Below are 19,046 nucleotides of genomic sequence, written 5' to 3' on the forward strand. Positions count from 1 at the left end.
AACACAAAACGAGCTTGTTTTGAGTTAGTGCAATAAAAAACAAATCTTATTTAAACTTTTCAACATCACGGGCGATAACCAATTCTTCATCTGTTGGAATCACCAATACTTTAACTTTTGAATCTGCTGTCGAAATTTCGCCAACAACGCCACGATAATTGCGTTCCGGATTGATTTCCATGCCAAACCAAGACAAGCCATTAACAACGTCCTCGCGTACTTTGCGATCATTTTCCCCAATTCCTGCCGTAAAGACCAGAGCATCCGCTCCATTCAAAACTCCGAAATATTGAGAAATGTATTTTTTCAATCGATCAACGAACATTTCATAAGCCAAAATTGAATTCGCATCTCCAGCATCACGGGATTTTTCCAAATCACGCATGTCACTTGATAACTCTGAAACACCACGAATACCCGATTGATTGTTAAACATATCAATCACTTCTTGTGCTGAGTTCAAATCTGGGTCATTTTCCAACAAAAATGGAATCACTGACGGATCCATTTCGCCTGAACGTGTTCCCATCATCACGCCCCCAAGCGGTGTGAAGCCCATCGATGTATCAACAGATTTGCCTCCGTCAACAGCTGTGATTGAGGCACCATTTCCGATATGAGCTGTAATGATTTTCAAGTCTTCTAGTGGTTTATCAAAATATTTCGCTGCTTCTCTTGAAACATACATGTGTGATGTCCCATGAGCGCCGTATTTACGCACAGAGTAGTTGCGATAGTATTTGTTTGGAATTGGATAGCGATAAGCCTTCTCTGGCATGCTTGTATGAAAGGCTGTATCAAATACTGCAACAGCAATCGCATCTGGCAAAAGTTTCATAAAGGCTTCAATCCCTGCTGCATTAGCAGGATTGTGCAAAGGCGCCAAGTTAGAAATGGATTTGATTTGCTCCAAAACATTCTTGTCAATCAAAACAGAGTCTTTAAATAATTCGCCACCAGCAACAACACGGTGTCCAATCCCCGTAATCTCACGAAATTCTGAAATAAGATGGAAATGAATTAACTCGTCCATCAACAAAAGTACAGCTTGACGATGATCTACAATCTCAATTTCTCTCTTATGATCTTCACCATTGAATTTGACAGTGGACATTGATTGAGCAAGGCCAATCCGTTCAAAAATCCCTTTTGCGATGACCTTTTCTTCGGGCATTGCATAAAGTTGCCATTTTAATGACGATGAGCCTGCATTGACAGCAAGTGTTTTTTCCATGTCTTTCTCCTTCTTGTATCCGCTTTATTTTTCAAGTATAACATATTATAGCGAATTTCTGCAGGATAAATATTTTGCATCAAAAAAACAGCCGAAGCTGTTTTATTTAATTCTTATTTTTTCAAAGCTTCAACATCACGAGCGATGACAAGTTCTTCGTCAGTTGGGATAACAAATACTTTGACGCGTGAATTTTCTTTAGAAATTTCCACAGTGCCGTAAGTACTATTCTTTTCTTTATCAAGATCAATACCAAACCAAGACAAACCTTCAAGTACACCTTCACGCATGTATTCAGCATTTTCACCGATACCAGCAGTAAAGACGATTGCGTCAGCACCGTTCAATACAGCAAGGTATTGACCGATGTATTTTTGAATGCGATCGCAGTACATGTCAAAGGCCAACATGGCTTTTGGATTTCCTTCTTTACGTGCATCACGAATGTCACGCATGTCTGAAGAAAGTTCAGAAATTCCTGTAAGTCCTGATTGTTTGTTCATCATGTCCACAACATCTTGCGCTGTTTTAAGTGCAGGGTCGTGTGCCATCAAATAAGGGAAAACAGATGGGTCAAGATCACCAGAACGTGTTCCCATCATAATACCGCCAAGTGGCGTGAAGCCCATTGAAGTATCAACAGATTTTCCACCTTTTACAGCAGTGATTGATGCACCATTACCGATGTGGCAAGTGATAATTTTAGTTTCTTCGATTGGTTTACCAAGTAATTTAGCAGCTTCTTGTGCCACATACATGTGTGATGTTCCATGAGCACCATATTTACGAACTTGGAATTCATCATAATATTTATTTGGCAATGGATAACGGAAAGCTTTTTCAGGCATTGTTGTGTGGAATGCTGTATCAAAAACGACAACTGATGTAGCATCTGGCAACAATTTCATAAAGGCTTCAATCCCTTGTGCATTTGCAGGATTATGCAAAGGAGCAAGGCTTGATAAATCTTTAACCTGTTGCAAAACTTCTGGTGTAACCAAAGTAGATTTTTTGAATAATTCACCACCAGCAACCACACGGTGACCAACACCAGTGATTTCTGTCAGGTCTGACAAAATGTTCAAACGTTTGAAGTCAGCAAGTAAGTGTTCAACCGCTTCAACGTGATTATGAACGTCATAAATCTTTTCTTCTTTTTCACCGTTAAATTTTACAGTAACGATTGAGTCTTTCAAACCAATCCGTTCAAACATACCTTTAGCGATGACTTTTTCTTCTGGCATTTCGTAAAGTTGCCATTTCAATGATGATGAACCAGCATTGACTGAGAGTGTTTTAGACATTTTCATTTCCTTCTATATTACAATTATATCTTCTAATTATACCATAAATTCACAATGAGAGCGGTTTTAAACCGCTAAAATTCACAAAATTCTAAGTTCTTCACCCCTTAAAATGTGCCTTGAATGCCACCATAAAATCTTGAATGTGTTGGCGGTCATTTAGCTGTTCAAGCGGATAAACAAAAGTTGGTTTTCCTGCCGTCTTTTTCAAAATGTAAATGGCCTTTGCATCGTGTTTGAACAGACTTTCTGGAAGCGTAATGACAGCCGCAAGATGCGCCGTTTTACCCAACCAGTTTTTCAAGTTGCCCGATTGGCTGCTAGTCAACAAGTCAGCAGGTGCCAAAAAGATACTGAAACCTGATTCTTTCAGGTATTTCATTGATTCTTCAATCATCAGATGATGTGCAAAACTATGGCCTTCTTTTTGAGCAAGTTCAAAGTTTTGAGCCAACTGATCATCTGGATAAAAACCAATTGGCAGGTCAGAGATGACAATGTCAACAGGTTCCATCAACTGACTTTGAACCGCATCTACTTGCATAAATGTCGCTTGTGTTCCTATCACTTCTGACATTGAGGCTGACAAATCAAGCAATAAATCATCTACTTCAAAACCAACATAGTCCATATTTTTGGTGCTATTGACCAGTAAGTTTTCAGCCATGTTGCCTGTTCCTGAACCCATTTCTAAAATTCTGACCGAATTTTCAGGGTGCAAACATTCAATGATAAAGTGAAACAGAGATGTGATTGAATCTGGCGTAAAGGCATGATTGTGCTGTAATGGTGCTACTTGAGAGCCTTTAAGTAAGACAAACTGGAATAGTTTTTGCCATTCTTGTTTGGTCAAATTCAAGGCACGCAACTGATCATTGTTTTCTGTCAGTGCTGACAAAAGAGAGGCTTCCTGTCCATCCAGATTAACGGCCGCCAATTCTGCCGATCCCAGAAAAGTTGCATTTTGTTCAACAAAAGCATCATAAAAATCCGTCTGCAAACTTGTTTCAATCAGCTCAATATTTGAGTTAATTAAAGTAAATCCTTTTTCAATTTTTTCCATGTTCATTTGTAGTTCTCCTTTTTTAATACTGTCAATCTGTTATCAGTAAAGGAAAAAAGCTGTCAGTTCTGACATTCTCGCATGGCAAGAATAACCGACCGCTGACAGCCTCTTATTTCCTATTTTTATCTCTTCGACGTCGCTTGTGTCCTAATTGACCGACTTCGACCCAAGCTTTTGCAGTAACAGCAATTCCAGCCAAAATCAGTAAAATTTCCAGAATCAAGGTTTGATTCATTACGGCTTGTGAAATTGCAACCGCAAAAATCAGAACGCCAAAGATAACGAAAACAAATACATCAATGCTTCGGCGAATGTCCTTAGGCATCACAAAGAAATAGACCAATGCCGTCAAAATCAAAAGAATAATATATAACACAATGTCCTCCGATTTTTCGTTGAGTTCGTTATTTTCTGTCAGGACTGACAAAAATTTTGCTCCGATGAGAGAAAACTATTGACCGACAATCTGACAAAATGAAAATTAACCTTCAAGTTCCATTTCAGCTGCTTTACGTTTCTTGGCAGCTTTTTCACGCATTGATTTGTTCAATTCTTGTTTACGTACACGAATTGATTCAGGTGTAACTTCCATGTATTCATCATCATTCAAGAATTCAAGTGATTCTTCAAGTGTCATGATTTTTGGTGCTTTGATGACAACTGTAGAGTCTTTGTTTGATGAACGGACGTTTGTTTGTTGTTTCATACGTGTGATATTAACAGTGATGTCATTTTCACGTGAGTTTTGTCCAACAATCATTCCTTCATAAACTTCAGTACCTGGGTTGACGAAGATGATACCACGTTCTTCAACGTACATGATAGCATAGTGAGTTGCTGTACCTGTGTCAGCACTGACAAGTGCTCCACGGTTACGTCCACCGATATTTACACCGCGGATATAAGGTTTGTATTGGTCAAATGTGTGGTTCATGATACCATATCCACGAGTCATTGACATGAATTCAGTTGTAAATCCAAGCAATCCACGCGCTGGTACAAGGAAGACCAAACGTACTTGTCCGTTTCCTTCGTTAATCATATCAAGCATTTCACCTTTACGTTCTGACAAAGCTTGAATGATTGAACCTTGATATTCTTCAGGTGTGTCAATTTGAACACGTTCGAATGGTTCACAATTAACGCCATCAATTTCTTTGATGATAACTTCAGGACGTGAAACTTGAAGTTCATAGCCTTCACGACGCATTGTTTCAATCAAGATAGAAAGGTGGAGTTCACCACGACCAGAAACAGTCCATTTATCTGGAGAATCTGTATTTTCAACACGGAGAGAAACGTCAGTTTGCAATTCTTGGTTCAAACGTTCTTCGATTTTACGTGATGTAACAAATTTACCTTCGCGACCTGCGAATGGTGAATTATTTACAAGGAAAGTCATTTTAAGTGTTGGTTCGTCAATGTGCAAGAGTGGCAATGGTTCAACGTGGTCAGCTGGAGTTACAGTTTCACCAACGAAGATATCTTCCATACCAGACATGGCAATCAAATCACCAGCTTTAGCTTCTTGGATTTCTTGACGTTCAAGACCAAAGAAACCAAACATTTTAGTGACACGGAAGTTCTTAGTTGTTCCGTCAAGTTTAGACAATGCAACGCTGTCACCAACTTTGATTGTTCCACGGAAAACACGACCGATACCAATACGACCAACGAATTCATTGTAGTCCAAAAGTGAAACTTGGAATTGCAAAGGTTCATCAGAGTTATCAATAGGAGCTGGAATGTGTTCCAAGATTGTGTCAAAAACATTGTTCATTGTGTGTTCTTGATCAGCAGGATCATCAGACATTGATGATGTACCGTTCAAGGCTGAAGCATAAACAACTGGGAATTCAAGTTGATCTTCGTTGGCACCAAGTTCGATGAACAAGTCCAAAACTTCGTCAACAACTTCAGCTGCACGAGCAGATGGTTTGTCGATTTTGTTTACAACGACGATTGGAGTCAAGTGTTGTGCCAAAGCTTTTTTCAATACAAAACGTGTTTGTGGCATTGTACCTTCGTAAGCATCGACAACAAGAACAACACCGTCAACCATTTTCATGATACGTTCAACTTCTCCACCGAAGTCCGCGTGACCTGGTGTGTCCAAGATGTTAATACGGTGTCCGTCATATTCAACGGCAGTGTTTTTAGCAAGGATAGTAATCCCACGTTCTTGTTCAAGGGCGTTAGAGTCCATCGCACGTTCGTTCAATTGTGTACGAGCGTCAAGTGTGTGTGATTGTTTCAAGAGTTCGTCAACCAACGTCGTTTTACCATGGTCGACGTGGGCAATAATAGCGACGTTTCTTATATCTTCGCGTAATTTAGTCAATTTTATCATACCTATTCTTTCAATATATCAGACTTATTATAACACACTTTTTCCAAACGTGTTAATGTATGTGTTTGCAAGTGTCAAGAAAGTTTTCTGATTTGTAAAAGCAAGTCATTTGCTAACCCCGTTAGCAATAAAAAATAGTGAATTATTTATTTTATTTTTACCTACATTAAAGATTTATATTTTGATATAATAACCAGTAAAGAGGCCATTTTATAATGGCTCACTCTCATTTTACAAGTCACTCTATCAGAAAAGGTTCCTATGTCAGCAAAAAAAATATCCCGTTTTCTTATTTTTATCGTTTTTATCATTTATATTAGCCTAGGTCTTCCTGACTCTATCATGGGAAGTGCTTGGCCTGCCATTCGCCAAAGCTATCATTTTCCTGTGGATATGATTGGGATTTTAGGGGCTATCCAACTTGGCTTTTCATTCTGTTCGACATTGGTTTATCCAAAACTCGCAAAATACTGGACTTTAGATATTTTCATTCTCTTTAGCACCACCCTTACGGTTTTGGGATTACTGGCTTTAGGACTTGGGGAAACATTTTTCCCGATGTTGCTTTCCTGCGTCCTTTTAGGTTTTGGCCAAGGGTCAGTAGATATTGCCATCAATGACTATTCCGCTAAACATTTTAGCAATAGTTTGATGAACTTCTTACACGCTTTTTATGGCATTGGTGTAATGGCAAGTTCGTTTATCATGACCTATGCCATTCAAAGTGGAAGCTGGCAACTTGGCGTGTGGATTATCACGCTTTCCCAATTTGCAATTCTACTTTTGGCATTTGTCACGAGAAATAAATTCAAAGAAAAAGCAGAAATCACAGAAACAGCAACTGAAAGCACTGAAAAACTTCAGTTGAAGCATTTCTTGCTCCCATCTTTCTATTTTTTCTACGCCTTAGAGCTCATTATTGGTCGCTTTTATTCGAGTTTTGCCGTTGAAACACTTCATTTTTCCATGGCGACAGGTGCTGCTATCACTTCATTTTATTGGGCGGGATTGACTGTCGGACGTTTTCTTACTGGTTTTACTGCCCGCCGTTTTTCTCAAAGAAGCATTATTTATAGTCATTTATTCTTGCTTATTTTAGGTAGTTTCCTTTGTTTCATCCCAAGTGAAATTGCCCAATATTTTTCAGGAAGCCTTTTAGGTCTCGGCTTAGCCCCACTTTATCCGACAGGAATGAAAAAAGCCTATGAACTTTATTCTGGGCCAATCGCACAACGCATCATTTCTTACAATATCGCTTTTGCAACGATTGGTATGTTTCTCCTGCCAATTCCACTCGGCTGGATTTTTGAGCAGTTTAGCTTTACATTTTATCCTCTTGTCATTGCCATCTTTACAATTTTACTCGGTCTTATTCTGGTCTTGATTTATCAAAAAAAGAAAGTTTCTTCTATCAAATCAATTTAAATCATATGCCTTCACTTGATTACCGCTTTCAAATGCGGTAAAATATAATAATGAAAACTCTTTATGATGTCCAAGAATGGTTCAAAAAATTTGGTTATATCAATCTTGCACCTAACCGGCTCGATGCAATTTATTTTATGAAACAAGAATTAGCATATATGGTTTCGGCTGGATTGATTGATAAAAGTAACCATGAATATCTTACTGTACGCCTCATCTTGCAACGTGAAGAGCGTTTTGAAAACGAAAAACTAGGAGAAAAACTCTAATGGCTAACAAAATTATCGGTATCGACCTCGGTGGTACTTCAATCAAATTCGGGATTTTAACACTCGAAGGCGAAGTTCAAGATAAATGGTCAATTCCAACAAACATTCTTGAAGATGGTAAACACATTGTCCCAGATATCATTGCTTCTATCAACCACCGTATCGACCTCTATAAACTCGATAAATCAGATTTTGTTGGTATCGGAATGGGAACTCCCGGCACTGTAAACATTGAAAAAGGAACAGTCAAAGCTGCTTTCAACTTGAACTGGGAAAATACGCAAGAAGTTGGGCCTGTCATTGCTAAAGCAGTTGGCTTGCCATTCGTACTTGACAACGACGCCAATGTTGCTGCCCTTGGTGAAGCTTGGGTTGGTGCAGGAGAAAACAATCCAGATGTTGTCTTCATTACCTTGGGAACTGGTGTTGGTGGCGGAATTATTTCTGCTGGTAACCTCATCCACGGTGTTGCTGGTGCTGCTGGCGAAATCGGACACATTTGCGTTGAACCCCATGATGGTTTTGCCTGCACATGTGGCAACTTCGGTTGCTTGGAAACTTTGACTTCTGCAACAGGAATTGTACGTTTGGCAAACAAATTTGCTGAAGAATATGAAGGTGTTTCTGATATCAAAGCCGCTATTGATAATGGCGATATGGTTACTTCAAAAGACATCTTTGTAGCTGCTGAAGCTGGCGACAGTTTTGCTTTAACAGTCGTTGACAAATTTGCTTACTATCTTGGATTTGCTTGTGCTAACCTTGGTTCAACACTTAATCCTGACTCAATCGTAATCGGTGGTGGTGTTTCTGCCGCTGGTGAATTCTTGCGTGAAAAAGTTGAAGCTTACTTCAAAAAATATGCTTTTTCAACTGTACGCAATACAACAAAAATTAAACTTGCCGTTCTCGGAAACGATGCCGGAATTATCGGTGCTGCAAGCCTTGCCCTGAAATTTAAAGGAGAATAATTAAGAATGCCAAATTATATTTACTGGATCATTGACGTCATCATCATTTTAGCGATTATCGCCATGCTGTTTTATCCACGTTGGAACTTGCGACGTAATGCGAAAGTCATTGATAATGAAGAATTCAATCGGTTGATGTCAAGTTCACAGGTCATTGACATTCGTGAAGCAAATCAATACCGTATCAAACACATTTTGGGTGCGCGTAACATTGCAGCTGCTCAAATCGAGGCAAGCCTAAATGCCATCAGTACGCATAAACCAGTTTTGATTTATGAAAATGCGAAACCTATCGCAGCTTCAAAAGTTTCAAAACAACTCAAAAAAGCTGGCGTTCCAGAAATTTACGTACTTAAAAACGGCCTCAATGGTTGGGACGGAAAAGTTAAAGAAAGACTTTAAGACAAAATAAAAAAAGTGGCTGAGCCACTTTTTTTTATTCTCCTAATTCTGCTTCAATCATCCAGATGGTTTTTTCGATGTCGCCAAGCGCGCCTGTGTAGAGGTCCGCTGTCACTTCATCATCATTTTCATCCGCAACTGCAATGCCTTCTTTGAAATGTTCAGCAAGGTACTTATATGCTTCTTTCAATTCTTCAAGACGTTGGCTGATGGTTTTATTCCATGTTGCTGGCTCTAAGTTAATTTTTGAGGTCTCATCAAACTCTTTCAAAGTTGAAACTGGTGAACCACCGATTGTGATTAAACGTTCAGCGAATTCATCTTGAAGGTTGTACAAATCGTCCAAAAATTTATCCATTGTAGGATGTAAATTTAAAAAACCAGGGCCACGCAAATACCAGTGGATTTGGTGAACTAAAGCTGCTGCTTTTGCTAAATCAGCAACAGACTGGTTTAAAATACTGCTTGTGTTTACGTTTGACATATGTTTTCTCCTTTTAATATTAATTTCTACTCTATCTCTATTATAATGCTTTCAAACAAAAAATCCAAATAATTTCCTGCACTCTTGCAACAAATCTTCGTTTTTTTCGTATTAAATAATATGATAACTTTTTTTACTTTTTGTCTCTTTGGAATGATTGGCCTACACGTTTATTTGTCTATTGAGCATGGCATTTTTCGAGCTTCAGAACTGCTTCCAATGAACAGTCACAATCCTTTTGATTTTCGAGAATTGTTCAAATCGTTCCATTCTGATGCGATTTATCTCTGTGCTAGTTTATTCAGCGGTCTAATTTATTATGGCTTCATTTGTGAGGCTTTAACCTTACCAATCAGTTTGACTTTGGGAGCCAGTCTTATTCTATCCGTTTATGATTTTAAAAGTCATCAATTTCCAGTTTTCTTGTGGCTCTTTTTTGCAGTTATTTTAGCCATTTTTTATCCTGTCCCAGTTACTTTTTGGGCTTGGTTCATCTTGGCCATTTTGGCTGAAATTTTTCCATTAAAGATAGGAGCGGGAGATTTTTTATATCTGGCACTTGTCTCTTTTTCCATGTCCTTTATCCAATCCGTTTGGCTCATCCAATTTGCTTCGCTATTTGGAATTATAGGCTTTATTTTTGGAAAGGAGAAAGAAATTGCCTTTGTCCCTTATCTGACTATTGGATATCTAATGACGCTTCTATTGGTCCAAAATCACTTACTGTAAGTCCAAGCAAGCGAACGCCACGTTTTTCATCAAAATCAATGTCTTCAAAAATTTGACGGGCCGTTTCGCTCAGCGCTTCTTTTTCCCAGATGTTTTCTGATTTTGTTGTTCGTTTGGTAAATGTTGAAAAATCAGAGTAGCGCAATTTTATGGTAATCACGTGACCTTTCAAATCGTATTTTTTTAGGACATCCGATACTTTTTCTGATAATTTATCCAGTTCACCTTTGACATCATCTTGAAAATAGAGCAGTTTTCCGTAGGTTCTTTCCTTACTGACTGATTTTCTTTCACGCGTTGATTTCACTTGTGATTGATGAATGCCATTGGCTTTCAGATATAATTCCCAGCCGTAAACGCCAAAACGTTCAGCAATAACGAGTGGATCTGCCTCTTGCAAATCCTTTCCCGTCATAATTCCCATGTCGTTGAGTTTAGGAAGTGTCGCTTTACCCACACCGTGAAATTTCCCTACAGGAAGTTCTGCCAAAAATGTTTTCGCGTCTTCTGGCATAATGACTGTCAAACCATGTGGTTTTTGATAGTCGGAGGCAATCTTTGCGAGGAATTTATTATATGAAACACCTGCTGAACAAGTCAAGTTAAGCTCGACAAAAATATCATGTTGAATAAGTTTGGCAATTTTTATGGCGGAACTTGAATGAATTTTATTCTCTGTCACATCCAGATAGGCCTCATCAATAGACGCTCGTTCAACTTGATCCGTATAACGCAAAAATATTTCCTGAACTTGTTTTGAGACCGCAGTATATTTTTCATAATTTCCTGGGATAAAAACAGCTTGCGGACATTTTTCATAAGCTTCTTGAGCGCTCATTGCTGAATGAATACCAAAACTTCTTGCTTCGTATGAGCAAGTTGAAACAACCCCTCGCCCACCCGTTTGAAGGGGGCTTTTGGCAATGACAACTGGTTTACCTTTAAGTGCTGGATTGTCCCTCACTTCGACTGAAGCAAAAAAGGCATCCATATCAATGTGCAAAATTTTTCGGGAGGTATCATTGATTAAGGGAAAAGATAACATGGTTTGTCCTTTCCGTTTGTCATGCTGAGCTTTTCTCAGTTTGTACGGATTTGTCAGTACTGACAAGAGACAATGGGATTATTTTGATGACTGACAGTTCTTCTTTGGTCAACTTTTTTTCTAAGAAAATAAATAGTTCATAGGCTGTCGCAAACAACAGACCAATGCCAAATATTGAAAAGACTTGCTCGTAATTTTGAAACATTTCCATTCTCATCTCCGTTTATTCTTGTTAATCCTCTATCTGTTCATCTTCAATTTCGGTAAAATTATCTACCACAGGCCCAATAATTCTAAAGTTATCTTCTTCCCCCAAATAAAAATCTTGATATTTGGGATTAAGAGAGTGAATTCTAAATTTTTGACCTTCTTGGAAAACTTGCTTGATGTACAGTTGTTCTTCGCCAAGATCTCCTTCAGAAATAGCATAAATTTGACCATCGCGATCAAAACCTGTCTTAAGGAATGTTGCGATAGAAAAATTAGGAAAATCAGGCTCCATCGACTCCCCTTTGATGCGTGCTGCACCATCATAACGAGAAAGTCGTTCAGCTGTGTAGGCTTTATATTTTTCACCTGTATTGGTTACCGAATTTCCGTAACCGGCAGAAAGCTGCTCATCTTCAACAACTGCATAATTAAGTTGCTTGCGTTTGTAGGTTTTGAGTTGGATGATTTTGCTTGCTTGCGTAATTGGTACTTTTGCTGTCGCTTTTTGACTTAAGAACTGTGCAAAATCTAGTAATTCTGACTTTTCTTGACTCGCTAATGTTCGAAAAATATCAATCAAACCTGTTTCCGCATTCGTTATATCATCTTTTTCGATAATTTTTCGCACGGGAATTTGATAAATATCCGACAGTTTTTCCAATAATTCAAGCGTTGGATTGCTCTTTTTTTGCTCCCATGAAACATAGCTACTTTGCTTAATTCCTAGTTTTTCTGAGAGTTCTGACTGTGTGAGATTTGCAGAAATACGGAGTTTTTTTATATTTTCGCCAAAGTTCATCGTCTGCTCCTTATCGTGTTTTTCTATATTATAGTATATTATTATCTGTTTTGTCAATTTTTTCATTTTGTCAGAGCTGACAAAAAAATAAAAGGACTTAAGTTAAAGTTAAGCCTTTTCATTTATACTTATTTTACTCCCTAAATAATTTCTTCATAACCCCTTTGTTGAATATCTCCCCTGATATTCAACTTTTTTTATTTTCACGTGCTTGCTTATAAATTGACCAATTCATTCATGCGTTCCCAAACATAAGGGGTGTGTGTTGCGATGATGATTGTCTTATCCTTATCCAAAAGTCCCAGTATCAACTCAATCACTTCTTTCCCATTGGCCGAGTCCAGTGAAGCCGTCGGCTCATCTGCCAAAATAAGCGGTGGATTTTTTATCATGACTTTGGCTATTGCCACACGCTGTGCCTCTCCACCCGATAATGAGTAGATTTTTCGCTTCAAATCTGGCGCTAAATTTACCTTTTCTAAGGTTTGAATCATTATCTTTTTTTGTTCAGATTTTTTGATTTTCTTGCCCACAAAAGCAAGTGCTAGATTTTGCTCAATCGTTTCATTATCAATCAAACCATAATTTTGAAATAAGTAACCCACGATATCTCTAAAATAAAGTTGCTCTTTGATGTCTTTGAGTTTTCTATCTCCAATCAAAATCTCGCCTACGTCTGATTTTTCAAGCTTTCCGATAATGTTTAAAAGCGTCGTTTTGCCTGATCCAGAAGCACCCACTAAGCCATATGCTTTTCCCGCCTCAAATTCATGAGAAAAATTGTTCAAAATTTCATGTTCTCCAAATTTTTTACTGATATTTTTTAATGTTATCATGTCAAAGTCCCTTCAAATACAGCACGTTTGCTGTTTTTTCTTTATTCATCTGAGCTACAAACAAGATTAGAACCAAGCCGACATAAACTATCGGCACTAGAAATGCTTCATTCGGCACATGGAGCCAAACACGCGCAATCCCTGAGATTAGCGCCGTTAATGTGAGAACGACTGCAAGATAAACCATGTAAATGTCCACCCATTTTTTCCCTGCCAACCGTTGAATTAGAAACATTTTTCGGTTTTGATAAAGATAAATCGAGTTGAGGAGTGAAATCAGTAACAGTGAACTTAGGAGACAAAGAATGTTGACACCTACAAGTAAATCTCTTTCTTGCGCTTGAGCAGCTATTTTTTGAGAAATAATTCTATAACCATTAAAAAATGAACTTTCGTTTGCTTCCATGTGATTTTTCACAAAAAGATGGTTGACTTCTTTTTGATTGGTTGTTAAAATACTTCCTTGACTCATAAAACCTGATATTTCTATCGAAAGTACTTGTGGGCTTGAATTTTTAAAGGTCGCTGGACTGAAAACAACTAAAACTGGATAGCCCACATTAGAATTATTTATCGTTTGATTTTTCATGACAGAATATCCGAATAATGAATGCTTTGCTTCATAAATCTCTACAAACGGCGAAGCAGTCATATTATAATCAGGCTGTGAACTAAATACCTCCTCACTCAATCTCGCAATACTATCCATTCGAGATTGTTGGGCTTTTGGTACAAGAACTGCATATTCTCCAGCCTTAAACTGTTTATTTATCTTTTTCATAGTATCTGAAATTTTTATTTGTTCTTTTTTTAAAAATTCTTCATTCACATACATCACATTCTGAGGTGTTCCGCCTTGTGAGACCAGGTACTGTTGTTCGATTTTTTTCCATGTCACATCATCAGGCGCCGAAATCAAACCTAAGGGACACGCCAGGAGTGTTCCCTTCATATTGAGTAAATCTAAGAAAAGTGCCTTTTGCTGACGATTTAATTCTGGGGTTGTTCTAAAACGCATTCCACCAAGTTCTGTTATGCCATCATAATTTTTATTCTTTTCCCATATTTTTTGTCCAGCTTCTAATAAAGAAAGCTGCTGTTCTGAGTGAATAACCGATGTCATCGACTGCATTGGAACGATTATTGCAATAACTTGAAAAATAATAATGAGCAATGTAATAACAAATACTGGGCGTTCTCCTTTAATTGACAAATTGATTTTCTGATTTTGCAAAATTAAAAAAGTCAAACTGGAAAGAAAAAAATTGATTAGAAGAAGTACGCACATTCCTAAGAAAAGGATTATCACCAAGGCTTCAAGATAGTATATCCAAAATCTACCAACCATGTATAAATAAACCGCTCCTCCTCCACTTGAAATAAGAAAGAGTAGGCCAAGCCATTTTATATCCCTTAGCAAATCAATAAAAGCAAGTTTAAATCGGCTCATTCCTGCCAATCTCTTGACACCATCACCCTTTATTCTCGAAACTGAATCAGAAAACAACAAAGCTACAAATGAAATCAACATCACCAAAAGTGGAAGCTTATACTTATCCAATAAATCATTGATTGGCTCAAGCCTCATATCTGTTTTTACAGGAAGAACTGTATAGCCCATCGATTGCAACTTTTTCGAAAGATTGTTTGCAGTCAAACCATTGCCTATAATAATATAGTTTGTTGCATCATTACTATTTGCTACAATACGGGCTGAGCGCTGTTCAGGATAAATTTGAGGCAAAGTTCCATTTCCTATTTTTTCAAAAGTATATTCGCCTGCAAATTGACCACTAGGTGTCTTTGACTTAACAACAATTTGCTTGGCGAGAACGACATGGTTCGAATTCGCCAGATTTATTAGGTTATTTTTTAAATTCCGATCACTCTTTAGGATAAAGACGGATTGAAAAACTCCCCCGGGCATGGGTGCAGAATTGGTCAAAATATCCCAAACTGAAAATACGGTTATCAATAATAATATCAAAAAGCTGATAAATATTTTTAGTCCTTTATACATCATTTCCTCCGATAATAATATAAAATGTGCCGAATGGATTGATAATCGGCACATTATTATTCTTCATTTATTTAGTGGACAAGACTGAAGCATAATCAGAACACGAATACATCATTGAATTAGAAGATGAGGCAGCAACTGTTGCGTATGAAACTGTTCCCGCAGTTGCATAAATGGTACTAGAATCTGTTTGTGTTGAATCATTCCATACATCACTACTATGAGTACGAACTTTATCCAAAAGATTTGATATAGCTGTAGTAGATGTATTTTTTCCATAAGTCCAAGAATTGTTCTGAGTTCCAACACCTGTTGTACTAGCAAAAGCAGAGGAGGCTACTCCTCCAAGCGATAAAGTGACAAATGATAGTGCAATAACTTTTTTGAGTTCCATAATGAACTCCTTTCTACGAGTTTTTCTCGTTTTTCTATGTGCTTTCGATATGAAATATCTGCGTCGATAGGTAAGTCCTTTCTTCTTTTTGTATTCTATAAAATGATTTTATTATACTTGTTTCGATTTTGCAATCGCTTTCTTTATCTTTTCATCATTTTCTGGGAAAGTTGGTCAAATTTTGGGAAAGTTGGTCATTATAATAAAAATAACGAACTAATGTCCGTTGTTTTTTAGTAGGTCTCTCAATGTTTTTTTATGTCTTCTACCAATTTGAATGGATTTTGTCGTTTTGGTAAAACTCACTTTAAGTCCATCTTAGCTAATCTTTCTGATGTTGTTGATATTTATGACATAGTAACCAAGCTTGACCCATCCTTTTTCTTTATCTTCTAATGCTTTTAGACTTGTCCGCAAGAGTCCTGACGTATAGTCTCGACAGACAATTCGTGCCATATTTTTTTGACGAGTATCCTTTTTCGCGTACAACATTTCAGTAATCTCAAAGTTTATTCCGTCAATTCTTACTTGCTCTTTACTGAGATTGATGGCGTGCAAGACGGCATGATATACAATCTTTTTTAAGCGCTGATAATCTGGAACGGAACTTATCGGATGTACGAAACGCCAATTTTTTGTATAAGAAAGTTCCCCTAACTGATCGTAGAGGGCAAGACTATCCGATATGACGAGCGTACACACCTCAAGCTGTCGCAATTTCTTGAGATATTCGATTTCTGTCGCTTGACTGATGTAAACAATATACAATTTCACTTGTTCATGATTGCTTTCGAGATAATCTAAAGCGTCAGAATGAGTGGTGAAATAAAGGTGTGTCAACTGATCTTTGTTACTGATTTGGTGTCGGAAATAGTGATCGACTTCTTCTTTCGTTTCGTACTTGGCATCAATGACAATGACTGTTTTCATTCAATTCTCCACAACCGTATTTTTATTATTACGTTTATTGTATCATCTTTTGTTGGCTCTTTCAATTTGACAATAAAAAAGAACGCAGGCTTGCGTTCTCTTATTTCTATTATTGTACGTTTTCTGTTAATTGGCTGAGCAGTTTTTCAAATGCTTGCTCATATTGTTGGATATTTCCTGCACCCATAAAGACGTAAACAGCACGTTCGTGATCCAAGAGCGGTGACACGTTGTCAACGCTGATGACACGAGCTGGTTTGCGAACTTTGTCTGCCAAGTCTTGCGCTGTGATTTGGTGGTGGTCAACTTCACGGGCTGAACCGTAAATTTGTGCCAAATAAACCGTATCTGCATGATCGAGTACACGAGCAAAGTCATCCGCAAAAGCAATGGTACGTGTGAAAGTATGAGGTTGGAAAACCGCTACAACTTCACGATCTGGGTATTTTTGACGGGCTGCGTCAATGGTTGCTTCGATTTCAGTTGGGTGATGTGCAAAGTCATCAATAATGACTGTTTCGTTTACTTTTTTCTCAGTAAAACGACGTTTAACCCCACGGAATGTCAACATGTGATCAGCAATGTCTTGCATATCCAATCCGAGTTGATGGCAGACACCAACAACAGCCAAGGCATTCAAAACATTGTGTTTTCCAAATGTTGGCACAACAAAGTGACCAATGAGTTCGTTCTTATAATAAGCATCAAATGATGAACCGCGTGTTGTACGTACCAAATTTAAGGCTTGGTAATCATCTTCTGGTGTGAATCCGTAGTAATATACAGGCACTGGTGCCACTAATTTACGCAGGTTTTCATCATCTCCGTATGCAAAGATACCTTTTTTGATATTTTTTGCATAATCTTGGAAAGCTGCTGTTACATCATCAATGCCATGGAAAAAATCAGGGTGATCAAAGTCAATATTGGTCATGATGGTATATTCTGGATGATAAGGCATGAAGTGACGTTGATATTCGTCAGACTCAAAAACAAAATATTTGCTGTCTTTGTTCCCACGTCCTGTACCATCACCAATCAGATAAGATGTATCTACAGCACTACTCATGACATGAGCCAACATCCCAGTTGTTGATGTTTTACCGTGCGCACCGGCTACACCGATACTTGTGAATTCTTCCATGAATTCACCCAAAAATTCGTGATAACGTTTGTATGGGAAACCATTTTTATCAGCATAAGCAACTTCGACATTGTTTTCATCATTGAAAGAATTCCCTACGATTAAAACATCGCCAGGTTTGATGTTTTTTTCATCGAATGGCAACAAAGGAATACCCGCAAGTTCAAGTCCACGTTGTGTAAAGAAGTAATCTGTTGAGTCAGAACCTTGAACATTTTTTCCCATTTGATGAAGCATAAGCGCAAGGGCACTCATTCCTGAGCCTTTAATTCCGATAAAATGATATGTTTTTTCCATGATAATAATCTGTCAGCTCTGACAAAAATAAGCTGACCAGTTTCCTCTCTTTTTACAAAGCTTGTTCAAAAATTGACTCTGTCAGTATCCAATCCTCAATCGTTACTTGAAGATGACTGGCAGAGTTTCAATTTTATTGTTTAAAATTCTTAATTAGACAATGCCGCGATCAAAAATATTTTTGCGTTTGTTTTCAAAATATGCTTTAGGTTGGCTTTGATTTGCTGGTGCTTGATTTCTTGGTGTGGCTGGTTTCTTTCCAGCATTCGCCAACGCATCAGAAATATTCATGCCTTGTTTTTTCATATCTTGAATAGGGTTGTCATTTGTGACAGGACGCTTATTTAAAATCGCAGCGCTAGACCGACGGGTACTAACATTTTCCTTGTCGCGTTCCAAAGGTGATACATATTTTTTGGGCGGTTTAGGAAGTGTTGCAGCAGCACGAATGGCACGTTCTTTTGATTCGTCAATGCTTGTTTTCTTTGGCATTTTATCAAAAGAACTTGCACCGCTATGATTTCCATTCAATGGGCGGTGTTGTGTGCTATAAGATACTTTCGGCGTATAGGGTTTAAATTGCTCAGAACGTTTCCGTTCTGCCTTTTTAGGAGTATTATTAAATGAGCCTTCATCTTGGAGACTTGGATTTCTTGTAATGAGTTGTTGGTTTGTGAAAATGACGCGTGTATCCTTTTGGAGGGATTCGTCATCTCCAATAATTGGAAATGTAACTCTTCTTCTTTCTGCCATATAGACCTCTTGCTCATTGCTCCTGTGGCAATGTATATTATTCAATCATAGCTATCCCTGAAACCGTATATTTTCTGCTTCGTTCTAACCTAGCCACTTAATACTAGTTAACCTCTAAACGACTTTTGAGTCGTTTAGTAGATTGCTACGCTGTCCATTGGCTGTAAATCGCTGAAGCCTTTTTGCCAGTCGCTTGAGCGACTAGGCAAAACGGACAAATGTTTTCAGCGATAACGCCAAATGGCAACTGCAAATATACTGCCTTGCGCTAGCCTTTTGCTCTTGTTGCTTCAGCAACTAAGCAAACCGACAAATGTTTTGTGCGTAAGACGCAAACTTTGCGACTGCGACTAACGAACTTGTTCGTGTAGCGAGCATCGACAG

At 38.0% G+C, this 19,046-nt stretch carries 20 protein-coding genes; 5 read left to right on the forward strand and 15 right to left on the reverse strand.

Annotated elements, in window-relative coordinates; all coding sequences use genetic code 11:
* Positions 1 to 46: 46 nt before the first annotated feature.
* From GHI45_RS04745 to typA, 5 genes are all read right to left on the reverse strand, one after another.
* Complete coding sequence (locus GHI45_RS04745; protein ID WP_147779729.1) at positions 47 to 1,234, reverse strand: acetate kinase; 1,188 nt, start codon at positions 1,232 to 1,234, stop codon at positions 47 to 49.
* A gap of 113 nt (positions 1,235 to 1,347) precedes the next feature.
* Positions 1,348 to 2,538, reverse strand: coding sequence for an acetate kinase (locus tag GHI45_RS04750; protein WP_147779728.1), 1,191 nt, complete (start codon positions 2,536 to 2,538; stop codon positions 1,348 to 1,350).
* Positions 2,539 to 2,638: 100 nt separating this feature from the next.
* Positions 2,639 to 3,607, reverse strand: coding sequence for a class I SAM-dependent methyltransferase (locus GHI45_RS04755; RefSeq protein ID WP_147779727.1), 969 nt, complete (start codon positions 3,605 to 3,607; stop codon positions 2,639 to 2,641).
* Between the two features lie 106 nt (positions 3,608 to 3,713).
* Positions 3,714 to 3,980, reverse strand: coding sequence for a DUF3165 domain-containing protein (locus tag GHI45_RS04760; protein ID WP_147779726.1), 267 nt, complete (start codon positions 3,978 to 3,980; stop codon positions 3,714 to 3,716).
* 105 nt (positions 3,981 to 4,085) lie between these two features.
* Complete coding sequence (gene typA / locus GHI45_RS04765) at positions 4,086 to 5,945, reverse strand: translational GTPase TypA (RefSeq protein WP_187230080.1); 1,860 nt, start codon at positions 5,943 to 5,945, stop codon at positions 4,086 to 4,088.
* A gap of 270 nt (positions 5,946 to 6,215) precedes the next feature.
* Between typA and GHI45_RS04770 the strand changes: the two genes are divergently transcribed.
* Genes GHI45_RS04770 through GHI45_RS04785 form a run of 4 tightly spaced genes read left to right on the forward strand, consistent with a single transcriptional unit; the run spans position 6,216 to position 9,021 of the window.
* The gene (locus GHI45_RS04770) at positions 6,216 to 7,379 is read left to right on the forward strand and encodes a sugar MFS transporter (RefSeq protein WP_147779724.1); all 1,164 of its coding nucleotides are present in this window, start codon (positions 6,216 to 6,218) and stop codon (positions 7,377 to 7,379) included.
* Between the two features lie 50 nt (positions 7,380 to 7,429).
* Positions 7,430 to 7,648 (forward strand): YqgQ family protein, encoded by a 219-nt coding sequence (locus GHI45_RS04775; protein ID WP_147779723.1) that lies wholly within the window; start codon positions 7,430 to 7,432, stop codon positions 7,646 to 7,648.
* Entirely contained in the window at positions 7,648 to 8,619 is a 972-nt protein-coding gene (locus GHI45_RS04780) for an ROK family glucokinase (RefSeq protein WP_147779722.1), read from the forward strand. Before GHI45_RS04775 ends, GHI45_RS04780 begins: the two co-directional genes overlap by 1 nt.
* Positions 8,620 to 8,625: 6 nt before the next feature.
* Positions 8,626 to 9,021 (forward strand): rhodanese-like domain-containing protein, encoded by a 396-nt coding sequence (locus tag GHI45_RS04785; RefSeq protein WP_147779721.1) that lies wholly within the window; start codon positions 8,626 to 8,628, stop codon positions 9,019 to 9,021.
* A gap of 34 nt (positions 9,022 to 9,055) precedes the next feature.
* Here GHI45_RS04785 and GHI45_RS04790 read toward each other — a convergent pair whose 3' ends face one another.
* Positions 9,056 to 9,505 (reverse strand): DNA starvation/stationary phase protection protein, encoded by a 450-nt coding sequence (locus tag GHI45_RS04790; protein ID WP_147779720.1) that lies wholly within the window; start codon positions 9,503 to 9,505, stop codon positions 9,056 to 9,058.
* A 120-nt stretch (positions 9,506 to 9,625) separates the two neighbouring features.
* Between GHI45_RS04790 and GHI45_RS04795 the strand changes: the two genes are divergently transcribed.
* Entirely contained in the window at positions 9,626 to 10,234 is a 609-nt protein-coding gene (locus GHI45_RS04795; RefSeq protein ID WP_147779719.1) for a hypothetical protein, read from the forward strand.
* On the opposite strand, the gene dinB is transcribed toward GHI45_RS04795, so the two are convergent.
* From dinB to GHI45_RS04840, 9 genes are all read right to left on the reverse strand, one after another.
* Positions 10,185 to 11,279, reverse strand: coding sequence for a DNA polymerase IV (dinB, locus tag GHI45_RS04800; protein ID WP_147779718.1), 1,095 nt, complete (start codon positions 11,277 to 11,279; stop codon positions 10,185 to 10,187). The two genes, GHI45_RS04795 and dinB, sit on opposite strands and share 50 nt — an antisense overlap.
* 19 nt (positions 11,280 to 11,298) lie before the next feature.
* Positions 11,299 to 11,490, reverse strand: coding sequence for a hypothetical protein (locus GHI45_RS04805; RefSeq protein WP_147779717.1), 192 nt, complete (start codon positions 11,488 to 11,490; stop codon positions 11,299 to 11,301).
* Between the two features lie 21 nt (positions 11,491 to 11,511).
* The gene (locus GHI45_RS04810; protein ID WP_147779716.1) at positions 11,512 to 12,288 is read right to left on the reverse strand and encodes a S24 family peptidase; all 777 of its coding nucleotides are present in this window, start codon (positions 12,286 to 12,288) and stop codon (positions 11,512 to 11,514) included.
* 215 nt (positions 12,289 to 12,503) lie between these two features.
* A complete protein-coding gene (locus tag GHI45_RS04815) occupies positions 12,504 to 13,124 on the reverse strand; it encodes a putative bacteriocin export ABC transporter (protein WP_147779715.1) in 621 nt (206 codons plus the stop codon).
* 1 nt (position 13,125) lies between these two features.
* Complete coding sequence (locus tag GHI45_RS04820) at positions 13,126 to 15,198, reverse strand: DUF1430 domain-containing protein (RefSeq protein ID WP_147779714.1); 2,073 nt, start codon at positions 15,196 to 15,198, stop codon at positions 13,126 to 13,128.
* Between the two features lie 13 nt (positions 15,199 to 15,211).
* Positions 15,212 to 15,538: a hypothetical protein gene (locus tag GHI45_RS04825; protein ID WP_147779713.1), complete on the reverse strand. Its 327-nt coding sequence runs from the start codon at positions 15,536 to 15,538 to the stop codon at positions 15,212 to 15,214.
* A 318-nt stretch (positions 15,539 to 15,856) separates the two neighbouring features.
* A complete protein-coding gene (locus GHI45_RS04830; RefSeq protein WP_147779712.1) occupies positions 15,857 to 16,468 on the reverse strand; it encodes a hypothetical protein in 612 nt (203 codons plus the stop codon).
* 109 nt (positions 16,469 to 16,577) lie between these two features.
* Complete coding sequence (murC, locus tag GHI45_RS04835) at positions 16,578 to 17,909, reverse strand: UDP-N-acetylmuramate--L-alanine ligase (RefSeq protein WP_147779711.1); 1,332 nt, start codon at positions 17,907 to 17,909, stop codon at positions 16,578 to 16,580.
* A gap of 153 nt (positions 17,910 to 18,062) precedes the next feature.
* Positions 18,063 to 18,662 carry a hypothetical protein gene (locus tag GHI45_RS04840; RefSeq protein WP_147779710.1) on the reverse strand — a complete coding sequence of 200 codons (600 nt, stop codon included), beginning with the start codon at positions 18,660 to 18,662 and terminating at the stop codon, positions 18,063 to 18,065.
* Positions 18,663 to 19,046: the final 384 nt, after the last annotated feature.

The organism is Lactococcus sp. dk101, from assembly GCF_009601055.1.
Lineage (GTDB): Bacteria > Bacillota > Bacilli > Lactobacillales > Streptococcaceae > Lactococcus.